General features: G+C 49.5%; 19 protein-coding genes, 1 pseudogene and 1 riboswitch. Of the genes and pseudogenes, 5 read left to right on the top strand and 15 right to left on the bottom strand.

Features of this window, described 5'->3' with window-relative positions; translation table 11 throughout:
* Positions 1–25: 25 nt before the first annotated feature.
* Entirely contained in the window at positions 26–346 is a 321-nt protein-coding gene (locus BLV22_RS02190) for an alkaline phosphatase (protein WP_091610677.1), read from the top strand.
* A gap of 129 nt (positions 347–475) precedes the next feature.
* On the opposite strand, the gene BLV22_RS02185 is transcribed toward BLV22_RS02190, so the two are convergent.
* The 4 genes from BLV22_RS02185 to BLV22_RS14780 form a co-directional block, all read right to left on the bottom strand.
* Positions 476–760: a hypothetical protein gene (locus BLV22_RS02185; protein WP_091610674.1), complete on the bottom strand. Its 285-nt coding sequence runs from the start codon at positions 758–760 to the stop codon at positions 476–478.
* A gap of 440 nt (positions 761–1,200) precedes the next feature.
* Positions 1,201–1,461 (bottom strand): hypothetical protein, encoded by a 261-nt coding sequence (locus BLV22_RS02180; protein ID WP_091610672.1) that lies wholly within the window; start codon positions 1,459–1,461, stop codon positions 1,201–1,203.
* A gap of 63 nt (positions 1,462–1,524) precedes the next feature.
* Positions 1,525–1,740 (bottom strand): hypothetical protein, encoded by a 216-nt coding sequence (locus BLV22_RS02175; RefSeq protein WP_091610669.1) that lies wholly within the window; start codon positions 1,738–1,740, stop codon positions 1,525–1,527.
* A 54-nt stretch (positions 1,741–1,794) separates the two neighbouring features.
* Positions 1,795–2,199: a hypothetical protein gene (locus tag BLV22_RS14780; protein WP_143030943.1), complete on the bottom strand. Its 405-nt coding sequence runs from the start codon at positions 2,197–2,199 to the stop codon at positions 1,795–1,797.
* 233 nt (positions 2,200–2,432) lie between these two features.
* Here BLV22_RS14780 and BLV22_RS02165 point away from each other — a divergent pair, with 233 nt between their 5' ends.
* The 4 genes and pseudogenes from BLV22_RS02165 (at position 2,433) to BLV22_RS02155 (ending at position 5,912) form a co-directional block, all read left to right on the top strand.
* Complete coding sequence (locus BLV22_RS02165; protein ID WP_091610664.1) at positions 2,433–3,584, top strand: DUF418 domain-containing protein; 1,152 nt, start codon at positions 2,433–2,435, stop codon at positions 3,582–3,584.
* A gap of 277 nt (positions 3,585–3,861) precedes the next feature.
* Positions 3,862–4,344 (top strand): annotated as a pseudogene (locus BLV22_RS15170) (peptidoglycan-binding domain-containing protein); the annotation flags it as partial.
* 93 nt (positions 4,345–4,437) lie between these two features.
* The gene (locus tag BLV22_RS15165) at positions 4,438–4,935 is read left to right on the top strand and encodes a YdhK family protein (RefSeq protein ID WP_425433784.1); all 498 of its coding nucleotides are present in this window, start codon (positions 4,438–4,440) and stop codon (positions 4,933–4,935) included.
* 134 nt (positions 4,936–5,069) lie between these two features.
* Positions 5,070–5,912 carry an HD-GYP domain-containing protein gene (locus tag BLV22_RS02155; RefSeq protein ID WP_176967606.1) on the top strand — a complete coding sequence of 281 codons (843 nt, stop codon included), beginning with the start codon at positions 5,070–5,072 and terminating at the stop codon, positions 5,910–5,912.
* A gap of 25 nt (positions 5,913–5,937) precedes the next feature.
* On the opposite strand, the gene BLV22_RS02150 is transcribed toward BLV22_RS02155, so the two are convergent.
* The 11 genes from BLV22_RS02150 to gudD form a co-directional block, all read right to left on the bottom strand.
* Positions 5,938–6,132, bottom strand: a complete 195-nt coding sequence (locus tag BLV22_RS02150) for a hypothetical protein (protein WP_091610656.1) — start codon at positions 6,130–6,132, stop codon at positions 5,938–5,940.
* 46 nt (positions 6,133–6,178) lie between these two features.
* Positions 6,179–6,883: a response regulator transcription factor gene (locus BLV22_RS02145; RefSeq protein WP_091610652.1), complete on the bottom strand. Its 705-nt coding sequence runs from the start codon at positions 6,881–6,883 to the stop codon at positions 6,179–6,181.
* Between the two features lie 98 nt (positions 6,884–6,981).
* Positions 6,982–7,314: a four-helix bundle copper-binding protein gene (locus tag BLV22_RS02140; protein ID WP_091610649.1), complete on the bottom strand. Its 333-nt coding sequence runs from the start codon at positions 7,312–7,314 to the stop codon at positions 6,982–6,984.
* Positions 7,315–7,405: 91 nt separating this feature from the next.
* Positions 7,406–8,806 carry a sensor histidine kinase gene (locus BLV22_RS02135; RefSeq protein WP_176967605.1) on the bottom strand — a complete coding sequence of 467 codons (1,401 nt, stop codon included), beginning with the start codon at positions 8,804–8,806 and terminating at the stop codon, positions 7,406–7,408.
* Between the two features lie 135 nt (positions 8,807–8,941).
* Positions 8,942–9,169 carry an SHOCT domain-containing protein gene (locus BLV22_RS02130; RefSeq protein ID WP_176967604.1) on the bottom strand — a complete coding sequence of 76 codons (228 nt, stop codon included), beginning with the start codon at positions 9,167–9,169 and terminating at the stop codon, positions 8,942–8,944.
* A gap of 328 nt (positions 9,170–9,497) precedes the next feature.
* A complete protein-coding gene (locus tag BLV22_RS02125; RefSeq protein ID WP_091610641.1) occupies positions 9,498–10,532 on the bottom strand; it encodes a zinc-binding dehydrogenase in 1,035 nt (344 codons plus the stop codon).
* A 223-nt stretch (positions 10,533–10,755) separates the two neighbouring features.
* Positions 10,756–12,087 (bottom strand): TrkH family potassium uptake protein, encoded by a 1,332-nt coding sequence (locus tag BLV22_RS02120; RefSeq protein WP_091610638.1) that lies wholly within the window; start codon positions 12,085–12,087, stop codon positions 10,756–10,758.
* A gap of 2 nt (positions 12,088–12,089) precedes the next feature.
* On the bottom strand, positions 12,090–12,761 hold the full coding sequence (locus BLV22_RS02115) for a potassium channel family protein (RefSeq protein ID WP_091610635.1): 672 nt from the start codon (positions 12,759–12,761) through the stop codon (positions 12,090–12,092).
* 57 nt (positions 12,762–12,818) lie between these two features.
* A riboswitch (cyclic di-AMP (ydaO/yuaA leader) is annotated at positions 12,819–12,958 on the bottom strand.
* Positions 12,959–13,191: 233 nt separating this feature from the next.
* Positions 13,192–13,446 (bottom strand): hypothetical protein, encoded by a 255-nt coding sequence (locus tag BLV22_RS02110; RefSeq protein ID WP_091610633.1) that lies wholly within the window; start codon positions 13,444–13,446, stop codon positions 13,192–13,194.
* Between the two features lie 76 nt (positions 13,447–13,522).
* Positions 13,523–14,272 carry a helix-turn-helix domain-containing protein gene (locus tag BLV22_RS02105; protein ID WP_091610632.1) on the bottom strand — a complete coding sequence of 250 codons (750 nt, stop codon included), beginning with the start codon at positions 14,270–14,272 and terminating at the stop codon, positions 13,523–13,525.
* A 245-nt stretch (positions 14,273–14,517) separates the two neighbouring features.
* Positions 14,518–15,870 (bottom strand): glucarate dehydratase, encoded by a 1,353-nt coding sequence (gene gudD, locus BLV22_RS02100; protein ID WP_091610630.1) that lies wholly within the window; start codon positions 15,868–15,870, stop codon positions 14,518–14,520.
* Positions 15,871–15,884: the final 14 nt, after the last annotated feature.

Genomic DNA, 15,884 nt, shown 5'->3' with positions numbered 1-15,884 from the left:
ATCCGGCAGCCGAAAGCTTCTTAATATGAAGCAAAAGGACGTGGAAGCAACCGGTGCGGCCATGCAGGAGCAGGTCCTTCTCGGCGATAAGACCCCCGCCGAAGTATTTGAAGAACATACCGGCATGACGATGATCGACGGGGAACAAACGACAGTGGAAGAAGCCGAAACGCTTGAAAGCGGCTTTAACCACGTGTTAAGCGAACGCACCGGCATTGACTGGACGAGTAACGACCATACGGCTTTGGATATTACCGTGTACGCTGAAGGACCGGGCGAAGAAGCCTTCTCCGGAAATTTACAGAATACAGAAGTATTTGACGCCATGCAGCAGGCAATGAAATAACACTGCTTTTCCGGAAGCGGCCTCCAAAACGGGGGCCGCTTTTTTGGGCATATAAAAAGCAGAGGCTCCCAAAAAGGAAACCTCTGCCTGTCTGTCATAAATCTTCATTAGTGCGGCGCTCAGTTTTTATTAATTATCAAAAGCCCATTTCCACTTTTTGAGCCTCAGCTTCACCCGTTCAAGCAGATTGCTTCTATGTGAAGCGGTTTGTGGTTTTTCAACAACGCTAAGGAAATTCCAGCCGCCTCTGCCGTTTTCCGCGTAAATCCATTGGGTTTTCTTATCGTAGTAGTAACGAAAGCCGTCATTGTCCTTTAAGTGCAGCGACCGCTCCCCCTCCATTACTACATGTAAGTATCCGTCACACGTTAACATAATGTCGTCCAGCGTGATATTTTCGCATTGCTCCTGCATAAAAAATACCCCTTTCAATAGGACAAAGCTGCAGCACGATTCGCATGCTTCCTTGTTTTCCGTTACCTTTCTGTGTAACGCCTTCTCTGCTTCCTCCCGTAGTTATATTTTGATTATGTGCGCCTGCTTAATTTTCCTCCGTCTTTCAGCCCCACTGTCTGCTCATTTTAATATCTTTATATATAACCCCTTGTGAATATTGCTAAACATGATAATTATGATTGCGTACTTATCCAGTGGCAGACAGGGAATTTACTGGTATAATTTGCCGGCTAAGGAGGATTGCTGCTTAGTATTTTTATATACTCTCACAGGTCTGTTGATGATTTCAACAACGCACACTTGAAAAACATCCGCAACCTATAAAAAATGGAAAAATTCAGTCAGTAAAAGGATTAATTACATTTTTTATACAGTAAACTAGGTGATTAATCAGATACCTACCGCAGCATCCAGACGCCGACGGTAATAAACGGCATCAGCAAAAGCAGGATGCTGAGCATAACCAGCAGTCTGTTTTGTAAAGCCAGAGCCAGCGTGCAGGCAAAGAGGCCAAACAAACAGAAATTAATAACAATTAGTATGAATAAGCCAATCCCGCCCTCGTAGATGGACCATCCAAAAGGCACCCACGGCGTGTAAAAAGAAAACCCGGCCACCAGCAATAGCCAGCAAAAGGTGTAAGCGAGCTTCTCTATCATAATAACTGCCTCCTTTCTATAAAGCTCGCCCTTCCAGACCCTTCATGCTCAATTGCGAAAATTTTATCTGTTGTTTGTGCTCTCTACCATCCAATATGCAGCACCAAGCGCCAGCAGCGGGGCGAACGGTAACAGCAGCCCGACCCCGGCGGCATACAGCAGCGGCGCGGCCACTCCCAGGCCTCCGGTAAACCCTGTCATTCGTGAGCTTTTCTTTCGGCCGTGAATCCATAGCCCAATCCCTCCAAGCACTATACAGAGCAATAAAATGGTAACCATACGTACTCTCCTTTACTGGTGATTACTGCTGAGCAATATATGTAAGCTGTTCCCTCAAAATATGAATACGGCCCATACCAGTATAAGCAGGCCGCCCCCGATCACTGCTCCCACGTTCACCAACAGCTCATAGCGGTAATCGTCTTTATTGCTGCTCTCTTTCTTCCATAAATACGTGCTCCCTGTGACATAAATGAATAAGCAGCCAAGCAGCAGGGTTAAACCCGGCAAGGCAGGAAGCAGCTGCAGAACATTCGCAAACAGCGATACGAAAATACTTACTGTGACGACTCCAAATGTCAATTTCCGATGAGTATCATTGGCGTGCCTTCGCTTCCTCGGATGGCTGTTTCGCCTGACATACCACTTGCGGGCGAGCCAGGGAACCAGTACTCCCATAACAATTAAAATAGAAAAAAGCAGCAGTAAAAAGTATAAAAATGTAGTATTTGGAGACAATATCTTCCCCACCTCCTTCATCCATCATTTCTTTAATCATCCTATAAATTGAAATTTTATCCAAGTGCATTTATAAACATTAATTGATATTTATTTACTGTCAGGCAGTAAAATAAAAGACTTCATACTTTCTTCACATTTTTCGCTTATGATAATAAGGGTTTGCTGTAAACGCTTTGTATTTTACCGACGTCTTAGAGAAAGAGCTTCCCAACGAGAAAGAAGGATCTCCAGTGACTACCCCATATCCTAACGATCAAGCTCAACGCATCAGCATGCTCGATCAAATACGCGGCTTCGCCCTGTTTGCGATTTTTATCGTGAATATCTTCGGCCTCGCGCTGGTGAATCCGGCCAATCCGACCTGGCTGGGCACCGCCATTGAAACGACCGTCGCCGTCGTCTTCGAGGACAGCGCCCGGCCGCTGTTTGCGATGATGTTTGGCATCAGCCTCGTGCTGATTTACAGCCGGCTGCATACGAAGGGCACAAATCCCTATCCGACCCTTATCCGGCGGCTTGTGATCCTGTTTTTTGTCGGGGGCCTGCACGGCTACGTGATATGGGCGGGCGATATTCTGCTTATGTACGCCAGCGCGGGGCTCGTGCTGCTCACCTGTCTCCGGCTCCCGACCCACTGGCTGCTCGGGCTTGCGTTCCTGTTCTGGCTCGGCTATTCCACCGGTGTCGACCTGCTGGACGGCTACACGTCCGTACAGATGAATCCGGAGCAGTGGATGAAAGACGCCCTGCCCCCGAATCAAACCTATCCGACCGGTGTGGAATACCTGCTGATTGAATGGTCGTCGATGATCGACCACCTCGGCTATTTCTTTTTTGGGATGTACGCCTACCGCAGCGGCATCTTTTCAAGAGCCCTGGATGATCGCGATCGTAAATGGCGGATCGCCGCAGTCTTTCTGCTTTCCGGTCTTCTTGGAAAAGCCGCTCTGTATGCCGGAGCCAGCAGCCCGCTTGTCGCTCATCTCGACGATGTGTACGCGTTTTTGGTGAGCTTAGGCGTAGGTCTCGGACTGCTGTTGGCCGGCACCAGCCGCAAAAGCATCTCCAACTTTCTTATACCATTTACCGCCGTCGGGAAATTGACCTTCACCCATTATCTCCTGCAGTCGGTCATTTTCGTGAGCCTGTTCCGGGAGAGCGGACGGACGTTTTTTAACGGCATGGGCATTTGGGATCCACCAGGCTACGTGTTCGCGTTATTCATCGGCCTGCTCGTGTTTGCCGCCCAGCTACTTGCCAGCCCGGTGTGGCTGAAATACTTTTACTACGGCCCGCTGGAATGGGTATGGCGGATCGGGACGCACATGAAATGGGTGCCGATGATTCGCAAACGTCCCCGCAATCAGGAGTACCGCTCCTGAGACCTGCCAACAGCTAACAGCATACGAAAAAAGCTGCTTCCAGAAAATTTTGGAAGCAGCTTTTCGTTAATAACAACACTGCAGTACCTCTACTGAGCAACGCTTCCCTTTCAGGCCAGGTATTAAGGAGTGGTTTACAGAAAGCCGTCCGCACACAATTCCGGAATGGATAACACTTTCAATAAAGTTTTTTACAGAATCTTCACAGTTTCTCCATACCTAAGAGGTACAACTATTAGTGTACCCACTTTTATACGCCAGGGAGGAAAACAATACAATGAAAAAACACACAAAATGGGCGGCAACGGCAGCTGCTTTTGGCCTTTTGTTTGCCCCGGCAACGATGGACGCTTCTCAAAGTGATGGCCCGCATGCTGAAAGCTCCATGTCAAACCATCATGAAGAAATGCATTCTTCCGGTATGATGGACGAAGGCATGCAGGGACCAACGGTACACATGCTCCAGCAAACACTGCAGGACTACGGGATTTTCACCAGGGCAGACGGCCTGTTTGGTCCTGAAACGAAACAAAGCGTAAAAAGCTTTCAGGAACAGGCAGGCATAACTGCCGATGGCATCGTTGGTCCACAAACCATGATGGCGTTTCAAAGCCACATGAGCGAAAACATGAAGCTTTTACGCACCGGAGACTCCGGCATGCACGTATACCATGTTCAGCGCCTATTAACCGACCAGAACATTGAAACTAAAACGGACGGGATATTTGGTCCAAAAACGCAGGAGAACGTTAAGCACTACCAGCGTGAACACGGCCTTCAGGCTGATGGCATCGTTGGGCCGGAAACTATGGGACACATGATGGAAAACATGGATCAACAAGACCATCAGCAAATGATGAACAATGACCGGAACGATTCCCATCACCAAATGAGCGAATCCATGGATGGCCACGGCGGTATGAATCATTCCAGTTCGGGAGAGGTGCCGGAGGCTCTCCAGCAAGAGGAAAATCCTAAATTCGGGGAAGGCGATAAAGCCATAATTGAAGCCGACCACATGAAAGGCATGGAAGGTGCCACCGCCACTATCGCTGGTGCTTACGATACCACCGCCTATGCAGTTACCTTCGAGCCTACAGATGGCGGAGAACCTGTGGAGAACCACAAATGGGTTATCCATGAAGAATTAAACAACGCAGGGGAGGGATCGTTACAGCCGGGAGACACAGCGGAAATTGATGCCACTCACATGGAGGGCATGGAAGGTGCCACCGCCACCATTGACAGAGCGGAACGCACTACTGTTTACATGGTGGACTTTACCACGACGGGCGGCGAAGAAGTGACAAATCACAAATGGCTCACGGAAAGCGAACTACGCAGCCAATAACCGGCGTTTTACGGAGCAGCTGCACTGGCGTCAAACCAAAAGTCCCCTTCAACCAGGGGCTTTTGGTTTATTTTAAACCGCCGAACACAGCTCCGATTATGTTTATATCCCATAAAAAAAGAGGTGAGACAAACATGCCGATCAGCCCTGAAGACCGCCGCTTGTTTTTGAAAAATACATCAGGCCTCGACAACAGCTTTCGTTTAGGAGGCAAGTTACAGCAGCCCGCCTATTATCATTGGCTCGAGCATCTTTTCCATTCGCTGCTGAAGGACAAGGCCGTGCGCCAATTATTTCAACAGCTGGCAGCCTGGGATATGTATACCTACCGGCATTCGTTTGACGTCTTTCTTCTCGGCTCTCTGGTTGCTCAGCAGCTGGAATGGCCGAACATACGTGAAATAGCTTGCGGGCTGCTGCTTCATGATATTGGCAAAACTGCGATTCCCCGTACTGTTTTAACAAAACAAAAAACCCCTACGCTGGCGGAATGGAAAATGTTAAAAAGCCATGCCAAGCAGGGGTACAGCATATTAAAAGACCGCGGGTTTTCTGAATTTATTTCATCCATGGCTTACCGGCATCACGAGCGCATGGATGGCAGCGGCTATCCAAATGGAGCCCCGGCCTCCAAGCTTGAAGATCCTGTCCGGTTGTTATCTGTGCTTGACGTCTATTCCGCTCTATCGCTGGACCGGCCTTACCTTCGAGCTGTATCCCCGCTTCAGGCGGTGCATCTGCTACGAAAGGAAGCCGGGCCGCTGGAGCCTGAATATATTCGCGTTTTCTGCGAATTTCTCGGGATCTTTCCAACAGGCGCCACCGTCCAATTAACGAGCGGGGCCACGGCAGTTATCGCCGATATTGATGAAGATCTTCCCACCCTGCCGCTTGTTAGGGACATACAAACACACGAAGCCTTTTATCTTCCTGTCGATCAAACCGTCCGGATCAGTCAATGGATAGATCCGCTTTAATATGTGCAGCCTCCTTCTACAGTCTCTACTTTTTCATCAGCGCGTAATAAATAAGCAGAAAAGCACCGAGCGGCAGAAACACCCAGGAGCACACCAGAAACAATTGATGCATAAACGTATGCACGTTCGTAAAAGGCGCAGCCCATGCTGCAGACATCGTCAAGCAGCCCAGGCCAACAATAATTAATACTCCTGCCGTTATCCATTCCAACCACTTCATTGTCCTTTCCCCCTTCCCGCTTCTGACTGCCCTGGCGCGGGTGGCATTATGATTCTTCAAACTTGTAGCCGACACCCCATACAGTGTGAACAGGATTTTTTTCGTGATAGAACGCGTTCAGCTTGAGCCGGAGATTTTTCATGTGCGTATCTACTGTACGAACGTCCCCCATGTAATCCATGCCCCAAATCTGCTGGAGCAGCAATTCCCGGCTGAAGACCCTCCCTGGCTTTGCGATCAGTGTATGAAGCAGTTCAAATTCCTTCGGCGTCAATACAACTTCTTCTTCCGATACATACACCGAACGTTTCTCCGGATTCACCCGCAGCGCCCCCCGTTCAATTTCCTGGGACGGTTCATATGATACGGGAAAATCATACGACCGGCGGAGCAGCGCCTGCACGCGGGCAAGCAGCTCTTTGGCTTCAAATGGCTTGGCCAGATAATCATCCGCTCCCAGCTCCAGACCTTCCACTCTGTCTTCCAGGCCGGCGCGTGCCGTAAGCATCAAAATCGGCACAGCACTGGAAGAACGAATCGTTTCACAAACCGTCCATCCATCTGTGCCAGGCATCATAAGATCTAGTATCACCAGGTCGTATGACTGCTTTCGCCACTGGTTTAACGCTTCTGCTCCTCCGGCAGCCTCTGTGACCTGATAGCCTCCGTGCTGCAGGTAGATACGAAGCATCTGCCTCATCGGAAACTCATCATCGACTACCAGAATGTGGTAGGTTTCCTTAGGTTTCATTACCTTCACTTCCTTTTATCATCAGTAGTCTATGTACGTTCATTATATAATAGAAGAAAACCGCCGGACGTGGTCCAGCGGTTCCCTGTACCTTCATGTTATTTTGCCATCTGTTCGCATGCTTCTGCACAGCGGTAGCAGGCGTCAGCGCAATCTTTACAGTGCTGATGATGCTCATGCTTGGCACATTCATCCCCGCAGGCGCGGCAGATTTTTGCGCACAGGGCGCAGATTTCTTTCACAAAAGGACTGTTGCTTTGCATTGCTTTTGCTGCAAAGGCACACATATCCGCACATTCACGGTCGAGACGGATACAATCTGCCATCATCTTCACATCGTCTTCTTTCAGGCAGTCATCAAAACAGCGGTTGCATTGTTCCATACAACGAAGGCACTCTTGCACGCATTCTTCGTAGGTCATTGAAACCATCCTCTCTTTTTTGATATTCCCTCTCCCGCCTGCCTGGTTTTATTGTGCCCACTTGATGTGAAGAAACTGTGAAGAGCATTAAATTTTTTCCTCACTGCGCATTTTTTTCGGGTCGGGCAAACGTTAATATAAATGACGTGCCCTCTCCCGGGACACTCGAAACCTGAATATCGCCATCATGAGCATGCATTAATTGCTTCACAATCGCGAGTCCCAGGCCCGTACCCCCGCCTTCGCGCGACCGGGATTTGTCTACACGATAAAACCGGTCGAAAATAAACGGCAGTTCCTTTTGGGGGATTCCTATGCCTGTATCTGTTACTGTGATGACCGGCTGATGAGCGGAGTTGCGGCCGCCGCGAATCGAGATGCTTCCTTTTTCCGTGTAACGCAGGGCGTTCGTCATCAGGTTCATGAATACCTGCTCCAGCCGCAGTTCATCTCCGTAGACAATCAGTCCTTCCTCTACGTCTATGTCCAGTTCCAGTCCCTGCTGGCGGGCCGGCAGAGCAAACCCTTTGACAATCCGCTCGAGCATCGGAGCTAACGCCAGATGTTTTTTGGTTAATTTCATATGACCGTCATCCATTTGCGCCAGATCGAACAATTCCTCCACCAAACGATTTAACCGTTCAGCTTCGTCGGAGAGAATCGTAAGGTACGCATCTTCCTCCTCCTTTTGATCGTACAGTTTTTCCTTCAGAATGTGGGAATAGCCTTTAATGTATGTGACTGGCGTCCGTAACTCATGGGAGATATCCGCCAGAAAAGCTCTCCGGGCATCCCGGTACTGTTTTAAATCTTCAGCCAGGTCATTAATTGCCGTCCCGAGTGACCCTACTTCGTCTTTAGACGGATGGTGGACCCTCACCTCAAGTTCTCCTTTTGCGATTTGCCGGGTTGCCTGTTCCATCTGTAATAAAGGAAGAGTGATCCGCCGGACGAGAATAATGATACAGGCAAACGCAAGGAGGAATGCCCCGACGACCGCGAGCGTAATGAGACGCTGCACCTCCTGGATTTCTGCTTCGATCGCAGATTGGGATGAAAAAAGATAAATGCTTTCTGACTCCTCCCCGCCGTCCTGCAGGAGACTGCCGACCACAAAATATTTTTCCCCCGTCGCTTCGTCTGTGTATTCCCGCTCGACCATCCCGCCTGACTGTATTTCCTCGCGTTCCCCGTCCGGAATGCCGGAAATGAAATCATCAGTATTCTGGCCCACGTGCCGGTTCGGTTGAAAGGATTCATTTAATACATAAACGTCCTGGTGTTCTTTCGTCAGTGTTTCCAGAACCCCTGTTGCAATCGTGCCATTTTCTTCGTACATCGATTCGTAATGAGACACGCTCTGCTTCATTTCTTCCACCTCATGCTCAAAGAAAAAACCGGAAATCACTTCATGGATAACGAAAGCGAGAGGGATCAACACTACTAAAAACAATGAGAACAAAATAGCTGCTAATTTTATGGTAATATGCCCGGAAAACATTCGAAGCATCCTGCGCAAATTTTCACATCCCTTCCCTATGTAACGGGCACTGAGTCCGGCCCGGGTACAACAATATCCCGCAGCGAAATGAGGGGGAGCCCTCTTCAATGATGAAAGAAGGCTCCCGGGCACCATTCATTTATTGTTTTGAAGCACACGCTTTTTTTGCTTAAATTCTTCCTCCGTCAGCTCCCCGTTGGCAAAACGCTGCCGAAGCGTACTTAATGAAGGATCGTTGCTGCTGTTTTGTGACTTTACTGCTAATCGAACAATAACATAAATACCCACAGCTACAAGCGCGATAAGAAAAAACATCCAAATCCACATGCCAAGAGACATTACTGCCATGCTTCCATTCATCATAGCTATCCCTCCTCCTACTTTCATTATATACCCTTAATGGGTATATAGGTTTACTTTTAAGCAATGAATTTTCACCAATTCGTGAGCGGATTAAACCTTACTGTCTACGTACTTATATATTGACACCGACATGTAAAGAAAACGTGAAGATGATTAATTCCATCATAAGGAGCGGTTTGACAGCAGCTCGTCTGGTAAAGATACGCAATCAGCTTCAGTAATGACAAAACGTATTTTAAAACTCTTTATGTAAAAATAATTATTCATAGAAAAAATTAAGGGAAAACACAAATGAATGTGTTTTCCCTTTGGCAGTTATTCGCTTATCTTACGGCTTGACCAATACTTTAAGCGCTTCGCGGTCATTCATGGCCCGGTAGCCCTCCGGAACGTCTTCGATTCCCATCGTGACGTCAAACACACGGCCCGGATTGAGAGAGCCGTCCAGAATATCCGGCAGCAACTCCTCCATGTAGGCACGGGTAGGCGCAGGACCTCCCGTGAGCGTAATATTGTGTCTGAAAAGACTTCCAAAACCTACCGCCGCCTCTTCATACTGCGGCGCGCCCACACGGCTGATTACGCCGCCAGGACGGACAGCTCCTACACTCATGTCGTACGCCGGCATCAGCCCGACACACTCAAGCACAACGTGGGTTCCTTCACCGTTCGTCAGCTCGCGGACTCTGGCAATGCCTTCATCCCCACGCTCGGAAACAACGTCGGTGGCACCGAATTCCACTCCGAGGTCGGTACGCTCCTTGTGGCGTCCCATTAAAATAATTTTCTGCGCGCCGAGTTTTTTCGCGGACAGCACAGCAAGCAGTCCAACAGCTCCGTCGCCCACTACTGTGACGGTCGTATTTTCGTTTACGCCGCCCATGACTGCTGCGTGGTAGCCGGTACCGTAAACATCCGAAATCGTCAACAGGGACGGAAGCAGCGGCGAATCATCACCGATTTCATCCGGAAGCTTAAACATGCTTCCCTGCGCCTGCGGGATGCGTACGTATTCTGCCTGGCAGCCGCTCATAAATCCGCCGTTCACACAGGACGTCTGCAGCCCTTCCTGGCAGTACGGGCACGTATTGTCCCCATACGCAAACGGCACTACGACGAGATCGCCTTTTTTGAAGTCCGTCACGCCGGAGCCCATTTCGTCAATTCGACCGATGACTTCGTGGCCCATCGGTTCGCCTCCGCCTTGTTCATGGGCATGCATATGGCGGTACGGATGCAGGTCACTTCCGCATATGCAGGCAGCGACGACCTTCAACACGCTGTCTGTCGGCTCCTGCACTTGTGGCTTCGGTACGTCTTCCACGCGGACGTCGCCCGCTTCGTACATAATGTTTGCTTTCATAACTGAGTCCCACCTTATCCTTAATATGTTTGTTCTTATCCTCACTTCTCCAAGATCCCTGGATGAGTGATGCATTCAGTGTAACCCTTAAAGTCCACTTTAAAACAAGAAAAAGGCTTAACCCTTCTTCAATTCATCGCAGAAATACTACACTTTTCCCGCCATGAACCTTAAAAAGAGCCGCCTCTATTATGTAGAGACAGCTCTTTGCCTGCTGACTGGTTTAACCGGTAAAGATATCGCCTTTAGCGTACCGCACCCGGTCCTCGCGCGGCTTCCCAAGCGCGAAGGCCAGCGTCACCGGGCCGACCCTTCCGATAAACATGATTACAATGATCACGAGTTTCCCCCACGTGCTGAGATCAGCGGTTAAGCCGAGCGACAGCCCCACCGTGCCAAAAGCGGAAAACACTTCGAAAATAATTTCGTTAAACGGTGCTTCCTCTGTCATCGTCAGAAAAAATATACCGACAAACACAGCCAGCCCGCTAATCAACGCAATTGTGAGCGCCCGTTCAATCAATGGAACAGACAACGAGCGGCTGAAAACAACCGGCTCCTTTCTCCCCCTCAAATAGGCGATCATGGTCAACACAATCACGAGAAACGTGGTCAGCTTGATGCCGCTTCCCGTCGAGGCACTGCCGGCCCCGATAAACATCAATGCAAGAAGAAACACCGTCGTTTCCGGATCCAGGCTCGCCGTATCCAGCGTATTAAACCCGGCCGTCCGCGGTGTAACCGCCTGAAAATAAGACGCCCACAGCTTGTCGCCAAACGACAGCGCGCCAAGCGTATTCGGATTGTGAAACTCCAGCGCGAAAATCAGGAGCATGCTGAACACGTTCACGACGAGCGTGCCGGTAATCATGATTTTGGAATGAAGCGCCAGGTCCTTAAACCGGCGGTTCTTCCATACATCATACAGCACCGTAAACCCGATGCCGCCGATGATGAACGAAGCTGTAATGATCAGGTTGACAACCGGATTGCCTGCGTAGCCCATCAAGCTGTCATCCCAAAGAGAAAATCCCGCATTATTAAACGCCGAAATCGCGTGAAAAATGCTGATGTACAGGCCTTCGCTCCACCCATATTCCGGCACCCACTGGGTCGCCAGCACCGCGGTTGCAACGGTTTCAATCGCAATGGCGAAAATAAATAACACTTTCACTAGGCGGATAATGCCGCCGACCGAGGTCTGGTTAAAGGACTCCTGAATCAGAATCCGGTTTTTGAGGCCGATTTTCCGGCCCAGCAGAATAACAATCAGCATCGCGCATGTCATCAGCCCCAGGCCGCCAATCTGGATCAGCACCATAATTACCACCTGTCCGAAGGTGGTGAAGTCATGCCCGGTGCTTACGACAACCAGCCCGGTCACCGTCGTTGCCGACGTCGCCGTAAACAACGCGTCGATAAAGCTAATCGGGGTCGTCGTCGCCACCGGCAGCATTAACAGGCACGTCCCTATAACAATCGTCATCAGAAATCCCAGTGACAGCGTCTGCGCCGGACTCAACGGCGCTTTAATATGCTTCCATCGCCCCTGCATGCTTAAAAGCCCTCTGCCTGCAGCAGCTGAATATCCTTATTCCGTCCGAGTACGGTTAAAACGTCCCCGGTAACAAACGGAGTTTCCGGTTCCGGAGCAATCGTCAGCTCCTCCTGCCGCTTGATCGCGAGAATCGTAATCCCGAACGTCTGACGCACGTTTAAGTCCAGCAGGCTTTTGTGATCCCACTTCGGCGTGGCAATCAGCTCCACAATGCTGTAATCCTTCGATAATTCGATGGAGTCCACCACTCGGTCGGTCGATAAATGCCGGGCAAGCTTCCGCCCGGTGTCCACCTCGGGATGAATGATATGGTCGGCCCCAATCCGCTGCAACACCTGGTGATGATAGTGATTCTGAGCCTTCACGTGCACTTTGGCCACCCCCAGGTCCTTCAGCAGAAGCGTCGTCAAAATGCTTGCCTGAATGTCTTCCCCAATCGCCACCACGACGTGATCGAAATTCGATATTCCAATCGAGCGCAGGGCTTTTTCATCGGTGGTGTCGATCTGCGTCACCTGTGTGGCATATTCGGTGTATCCCTCGAGCGTTGCCAGGTCTTTATCAATCGCCAGCACCTCATTTCCGTCATTATATAACTGCCTGCACACGCTTCCTCCAAAGCGGCCGAGGCCAATGACGGCGTACTGTTGTTTTTTGATCTTTTTTCGCATAAAAAAATCCACTCCTCTGCATAATGGCATCACAAAGCAATGGTCTTAATAAAAGACCCTTTCTCTCTTTTAACGCTTACGAGGTTAGCTGTCGGGTTCGGAAGCGAGAGTCTTCCGCCTGAAAAGGTTCACCCCCATAGGGAAAACGTGTGGGTCCCCCGCACGGCCAAAACCGGCCGTTTCAGCGATTCAAAGGGATAGCTTGTTTTGTCTAAGCCATAATGTACTCCTGCCTTTGAAAAGTGTCAATTCTTTTTTGCAGAAAAAGATCTCTTCTTAAAATTTCATATTATTTGTAATTTTTAGTTCTTTGAGCTGGTGCCTGAGTAATCAAATATTAGGTTTAGCAGATACGGAGCGTTCAGGCAGCAGTTGCCAATACGAAAAAGCCCTGACTGCATTGCTAACCAGGGCTTCTTTCTTACTCAGATCAGCCATTATGCAGTAAACCGGCACCATGAGAGACTTTCTTTTGCAAAACGACCGTCACCGATCCTGATGAAGATCTGACTTTTTTCACGGCGTCTTTCTGCTCTAAATTGCTGATACTATCACTTATTTCTTTAGCATGTACTGGAAACGGCAGCGTCTGAGTCACATGCCTCACTAACGAAGACATTTCCATTTCACCATCATTAGCTCCCAGGCAGGTTAATATCGCCTGTTTCAAGTTTTGAGCGTGCATCTCTTTTTCCTCTTTCCTGTTCGTGGTTTATCAGTAAATCATGCAGCCGGTCCTATCCCTCTGTTTTCTGTATGCATTACCGCTGGGAAGTAAATGTACGATACTGCCTCGGGGTGCAGCCATAGATGCTTTTAAAGCACACTCCGAAATAACTGGCACTTGAAAACCCCAGCCGTCCGGCGATTACTTTCACCGGACTTATGGTCGTCTGCAGAAGATATGCCGACTCCTGAATCCGTTTATAGGTCACGTAGTTCGGAATGGACGTGCCAAGCTCTTCGTTCACGAGCCGGGAGATATGGCTGCGGGAAATCTCCAGCTGCCCTGCAAGAACGTCCGTATTCAACACCTGATAGAGCTGCTGATCCACAAGCGTAATAAACCTGGAAATAATCGGATTATTGTAGGTATCAATATCTTCATTCCAGGTGGTATCGAGCATCCCGTCGACCAGCACGTGGATCCCTTCGTAAAACTCCTCTTCCCGTTTCCATTCTTCCATCACATTGATCAGCGCTACCGCGGCGGCGAGCGCTTTTTTATCAAATGAAAAGGTTTGGGTGTACCGGTCCAGAAAACCACCGATCAAAAAGAAATAATACTGCTTGAGCACCTGCAGGCGTTTGTCATTTTCCGGCTCAAGCGTAATAATCCGGTAAATTGTTGCCAGCTCTTTTTTGGCTTCCTGTTTCCGACTTCGGAAAATACAGTCGAAAAAACGGTTCTGTGCCATATACAGCTGCACGAGCTCTTCATTTTCCGCCTGTTCCATCTTCTCTATTTCCTGTTCGTACAGCGAACGGAATCGTTCATAATCCTTACTCATCGCGGACGTTCCTTTGTTTTATGTATTGGCCTGCCTTTCTTAACGTACTACAACACACGCGCTTGATCTATCAATTATATCCCATTAACTGTTAATAAATCATCATTTCTGTTAAAAATAAGGGATTTTCATTTTTTTCTTTTAAAGAGGAATTTATTAACCCAATAATAAAGAGGAAAGCCTGGTATAGCAGACCTTCCTCCTTTTGCTTTTTGGGAGTGAAATTGCACGCTGAAACATTAATTCTATTCCCGGACCAGACAGGGACGCTTTGGATCATAATACCAATCAGGAATCAAATACTGCATGGCGGCGGCATCATCCCGGGCACCGAGGTTCTGCTGCTCGTAAAGCTCATTTCCTTCGATAATCTTATCCATATCGATTTCCACGCCCAACCCAGGTGTTTCTGGCACTTTAATTTTTCCATCATGGATTTGAAATGGATTTTTCGTCAGGCCTTGCCCGTCCTGCCATATCCAATGCGTATCAATAGGTGTAATCGTTCCCGGAGCCGCAGCAGCTACGTGTGTGAACATGGCAAGCGAGATGTCAAAATGGTTGTTGGAGTGGGAGCCCCAGGTCAGGCCCCAGTCCCGGCACATCTGGGCTACACGAACCGATCCCTGCATTGTCCAAAAATGAGGATCGGCCAATGGAATGTCGACAGCTTTTAACTGAATGGCATGCCCCATTTGTCTCCAGTCAGTGGCTATCATGTTCGTCGCCGTCGGCAGGCCGGTAGCTGTCCGGAATTCAGACATAACCTCTCTGGCCGAAAAGCCGTTCTCTGCTCCGCAAGGGTCCTCGGCGTAAGCGAGTACTTCATGCTGGCCCTTGCAAAGACGGATGGCCTCTTCCAGGGACCAGGCCCCATTGGGATCCAGCGTTATCCGGGCTTCCGGAAATCTTTCTGCCAGCGCCTGAACAGCCGCCATTTCTTCGTCGCCCTCCAAAACCCCACCCTTCAGCTTGAAGTCCTGAAAGCCGTACTTCTCGTATGCTGCTTCGGCTAGACGGACAATCGCTTCCGGGGTCAACGCTTCCTCGCGGCGCAGGCGCGACCATTCGTCTTCGGCGTCGTGTTCATGTACGTAGGGCATATCCGTTTTTCTGCGATCCCCTACATAAAATAAGTATCCCAGGGTCTGTACACTTTCCCGCTGCTGGCCTTCACCAAGCAGCGCAGCTACCGGAACCTGCAGAAATTGGCCGAGCAGGTCCAGAAGCGCCGATTCTATAGCGGTGACAGCATGAATGGTCACCCGCAAATCGAAGGTCTGCAGCCCGCGACCGCCGGAATCCCGGTCCTCGAAAGATTCCTGGATCCGCTTCAGGATATTTTTGTAGTCTCCGATCGGGGCGCCTAAAAGTAATTGCTCCGAATCTCTTAACGTCTGCGTAATTTTTTCTCCGCCAGGCACTTCCCCAACGCCGGTGTTGCCGTTGCTGTCTTTAAGAATGACAATATTTCTTGTGAAAAACGGGCCGTGAGCACCGCTCAGGTTAAGCAGCATGCTATCACGGCCGGCAACCGGAAAAACCTGTATTTCACGGATCGTTGGAGCCTGCGTTTGCGTTTCATTTTTCGTATGCATTGATATCCACTCCT

The sequence above is a fragment of the Marinococcus luteus genome (genome assembly GCF_900106595.1).
In the GTDB taxonomy this organism is placed as follows: domain Bacteria; phylum Bacillota; class Bacilli; order Bacillales; family Marinococcaceae; genus Marinococcus; species Marinococcus luteus.
The sequence above is the reverse complement of the archived record's forward strand: the minus strand, read 5'-3'. Positions and strand labels throughout refer to the sequence as shown.